Origin of the sequence: Spirosoma sp. (assembly GCF_048594605.1) — a bacterium.
GTDB lineage: Bacteria > Bacteroidota > Bacteroidia > Cytophagales > Spirosomataceae > Spirosoma.
In genome coordinates this window covers 1-4106 of the sequence record NZ_JBMDWV010000058.1, presented here as the reverse complement: position 1 = coordinate 4106, position 4106 = coordinate 1, and the positions used below count along the sequence as shown (strand labels likewise).

At 50.0% G+C, this 4106-nt stretch carries 4 protein-coding genes; all 4 read left to right on the top strand.

Going from position 1 to position 4106, the window contains the following annotated elements:
• On the top strand, window positions 1-817 hold an 817-nt coding region (locus ACOJS8_RS03265; RefSeq protein ID WP_420147098.1), incomplete at its 5' end, for a hypothetical protein.
• Complete coding sequence (locus tag ACOJS8_RS03260) at window positions 810-1289, top strand: hypothetical protein (RefSeq protein ID WP_420147097.1); 480 nt, start codon at window positions 810-812, stop codon at window positions 1287-1289. The genes ACOJS8_RS03265 and ACOJS8_RS03260, both read left to right, overlap by 8 nt.
• A gap of 32 nt (window positions 1290-1321) precedes the next feature.
• The gene (locus ACOJS8_RS03255) at window positions 1322-3139 is read left to right on the top strand and encodes an Hsp70 family protein (protein WP_420147096.1); all 1818 of its coding nucleotides are present in this window, start codon (window positions 1322-1324) and stop codon (window positions 3137-3139) included.
• A 127-nt stretch (window positions 3140-3266) separates the two neighbouring features.
• On the top strand, window positions 3267-4106 hold an 840-nt coding region (locus ACOJS8_RS03250; RefSeq protein WP_420147095.1), incomplete at its 3' end, for a hypothetical protein.

The window sequence follows — 4106 nt, the reverse complement described above, 5'->3', positions numbered from 1 at the left end:
CCCGGAGATGCTCCTGCACGATTTTGCCGAGATTACCCTGGCCGGTACATTGGTTAATTACCAGATGGGCGTTCCGGCCCCCGCCCTGCCCGCATTTGCAGTTAAAGTCGACTGGAGCGACCGCTTGCAGCAGATACTCAGCGAGACAGACAACTTTAAACGAATTCGCAGGCTCATCCATTTAGCCGGTGAAGTGTTTCCAGAATCGGCCGCTAAAAGCGCGCAGTTAACGGATCGACTAGACCGTTTTGAAGACAGCATTTTGGTAAGCAAAGCACTGGATCGTTCAAATGAATTGCTGCGGAAAGGCAACTACCAGGAAGCTCTAGAGGCTTTGACAGAGCATGGACTTTACGGTGCTCCTGGTTTTGCTATTCAACGGCAACGAGCCTTTTTGTTGCTCAAACTCGAACGGATTGCTGAAGCAGACGAATTGGTCGCACTCATTAAAGACTCGGAGGAGCCCGCCGTAAAACAGTTTGTGGAACGGTATCAGTCACTTAAAGCGAAGGTCCAGTTGCAGATCGCCCAGCAGCATTTACGAAAGGGGGAATACCGGCCGGCACTGGATACTTTGCTCGTCATTGAAACGGTGCCTCAGGAAGATACCCTGGAAATGGTCTATTGTAAGGCGCTTGCTTATTGGCTAGAAGGGTATGACCTGTTAAATAGAAACGATACAACGAAGGGCCTCCAATCATTTCAACGAGCCCACAACGAGATAGAAGCCAACATCCGGGCCGCGCGGGCGGCCAATCATGAGGGCTTGCTTGAATTATACGAAAAAACCACTCAAGAACTCGACAAACATGGATAAGCGCCGGCCCAAACCCAAGAGTATGGTGCAGTACGATCCCAACAACTACTACAGCCAACTCGGCATCTCTCCCCTGATGCCTACCGATGAGATTAAAGCGCTGATTACCGAGCAGCAAATGGATGCGAGAAGAGGTCGACGTAAGCAGACAATCCAGCAATTCGGCTCGGCCGATGATACCTTCGTACGATTACAGCAAATTCTGGATGCCATTGGTTCTGCCAAAAAAAGAGAGCAATACGACTATGATAACCCGCACAACCGGGTACTCACTGTACAGCCCGACCCCTATGATCAGTGGCTAGACACCCAAAACCAAGCTGAACTGGCAACAGCGGTGCTGATAGAGGTGCTGGGCAACGACTGCTGGCTGCCTCACCCGGGATCGCTGCCTTTGTGGATCCTCACAAAACTAGATTCTGAACTGGCAGCGTTTCTGTCGGCTTACGTGCACGCATCTGTGTCACTTTAACTTTTGTACAACCCAAAAACTACTATATCCGCATGGCAATTTACCATAAAGTCATTGGCATCGACCTGGGCACCACCTATTCAGTAGTGGCCGCCTACAGCATTGAGAGACAGGATGTAAAAGTTATTCCTAACCGCCAGAACGAGCCTACAACTCCTTCGGTGGTATACATTGCGGCGGGTGGTGAAGTATCGGTAGGAAGAGCAGCCAAAGAAAAGCAGCAGAGGGATCCTGACGGGGTGTTAATTGAGGTCAAACGGATGATGGGCGAAAAAGACGAATCTAACCGAAAGGAAATGGTTACAGTGCGGCAAAAACAATACGACCCGGAAACCATTTCGGCATTCATTCTTAAGGAACTCAAGGCGTGCGCCGAGCGCATCATCGGTGAAGAAGTGCATGATGCCGTAATCACTGTTCCCGCTTACTTCAAAGAGTCCCAAAAAAACGCAACGCGAGAGGCGGCAAAAATTGCAAAATTGAACCCGCGACTGATCATCAACGAGCCAACCGCAGCAGCAGTTGCCTACGGTCTTGATACTAACGAAGTGCAAAGTTTCATTGTATACGACTTCGGCGGCGGCACCTTTGACGTATCTATTGTGCGGATAGAAAACGAAAATACAGTTGAGGTAGTAGGCACTGGAGGTGATGCGCATTTGGGCGGGGGTGACATCGACGAATTGCTGACTAAGTGGTTTTTAACAAAAATGCAACAACAATACGGCCGTGATTTCAGCGAAAACCGGAAACTGAGGGGTAAGGTACGCTTGCAGGCGGAGAAGGTAAAAATTGACCTGTGTAACCAGGAAACCAGCCAGGAGTTTTTTGTCGCTAACCCTATTGAGGGTATTGAAGAAGCCTCTTTTCCGATTAGTACGCAGGAGTTTTCGCAGATAATCCAGCCGCTACTGGAAAAAACCTTTGTACAGGTACAGGTTGCGCTGGACAGCGCGGCCAAAAACTATGGGGTTACATTGGAAGACATTGAGGCTATCATTTTGGTGGGAGGATCCAGCAAAATACCCGCCGTGGGTAAACAACTCGAGACCCGTTTTAAAAAGCCTGTCAAGTCCAACCTCAACCCGGATGAAATTGTGGCGATAGGGGCCGCTCGGATGGCGCTTAATTTTGAGCCAAGCCAGGCTGCCGTCATTAAAGACAACGAGGAGGTAAAACTTGCCGAGCCACAAGCCACTTTTGCCGGCGGCGAAGCAACCAGCACAAATATCAAAGATGTTGTAAGCCATACTCTCGGGGTGGGTCTGGATGAAGACATTTATGATTCGCTTATTCCCAAGGACAGCATTATTCCACACCGAATCACACGCCGTGGTTACACAACAGCCAAAGACAACCAGACGAGCATCCACGTCCCCGTCTATCAGGGTGAAAACAAAAAGGCTTCCACCAATTTCAAACTCGGCGAAGTCGTCATAGACGGTCTGCGGCCAGAGCCGAAAGGGGTACACGAGTTTGAAATCACCTTCGCCTTAGATACCGACGGCGTGTTTTTCGGGGAGTTGAAACACCTGCAAACCGGCGCGATAAAGCCCATTCAATTGGAGAGGGGGCAGGGAGCCATCACTGAGAAAAAACGCATGGACCTCGCTGAGGTAGTGGCTTCAGGAAATCTGGAAACGGCAGGCGGACCGTCCCCCGCTCAACCCGAAGACGCCATGGTAGCCTTGATTAATAGAGCTAATCAAATGCTGCCCACCCTGCCGGAAACGAAGCGTAAAGAACTCGAGCAAGGCATTCGCCTGCTCGAAACGGCGCGCCAGAACCGGAACGGGCAGGAGATCGGCACCGCACTGGTCAACTTAACCATGCTAACCATGAACATTTAGGATGAACAACGACCTCCAACTTCCCGTTGGTCAATTAATATGGGAAAGTGACTCTGCCTTTAAGATCATCATCCGGGATACCAGGCGGCGGGCCCAAATTGAACAAGTGATAAACGGATGGCAGCACATGAAAGACAGCGCTTGGTTGATTCCTCGGCTGAAGGTCAGCGGGACGGAAATTCAGTTGCTGTACACCAGCCCTAATTCCCTTCAATCAATCTCAGTTGCCAGTCAGGAGTGGCGCAACGAACCACAACGTAACGCGCTTTGTTGGTTGCGTTTGCTCGAATGGCAGCAAGAAGCGTACACAATACTCTCACATTCACGCATCGACGTGCTGCCACTCTCACCCGCTACTGTGTTCGTAACGTCGGCCCAACTTGGCCAATTCGCTCAAGTTGTCCAGTTTAAATTTGCCATGATTCCAGCGTCACAGATTGGTCTAAAAGATTGGGCCAATGCTTCACCCATTTACTGGCAATGGGTGAACAGAGAGGCATTTCTGGCGAATAAGGATTTTAACCCGGCTTATGCAGCGACGGCTATGTTGCATTATTGCATGGCCGGAGACCTTGTACTGGAGAAATTACCTAAACAGGAAAAGTTTCTTCGGTTTTTGTCGGGACGAACCGGCAGGTTGACTGCTTTCAAAACCCTCCTGAAGGAAGCATTACCAGAGACTATGCAGGAAGAAGTAGATGTTATCGGAGGGCAAGCGGGCGAGTTGCTTGGACAGCGAAACAAGCCGGAAGATAAGCCCGACTTACCTGGATATCTTGTTAGTAAATTAACGATTTCACGCTTAGCAACCCGTTGGGAGTATGAAGAGAAATACGATTTAGCCCTCCAGCTATGGCTCGATTGCGTAACATGGGAAGGAGCAGCCCAAATATCTTGGAGCAAGATTGCCCGCTTGTACGCACAATTGAAACAGCCCTTACAAGCTGATCAGGCATTTCTAAAGGGA

Excerpts from the sequence above, each read along its gene's own strand:
- ACOJS8_RS03260 (WP_420147097.1), top strand. The coding sequence starts at position 810 with ATGGATAAGCGCCGGCCCAAACCCAAGAGTATGGTGCAGTACGATCCC.
- ACOJS8_RS03255 (WP_420147096.1), top strand. The coding sequence starts at position 1,322 with ATGGCAATTTACCATAAAGTCATTGGCATCGACCTGGGCACCACCTAT.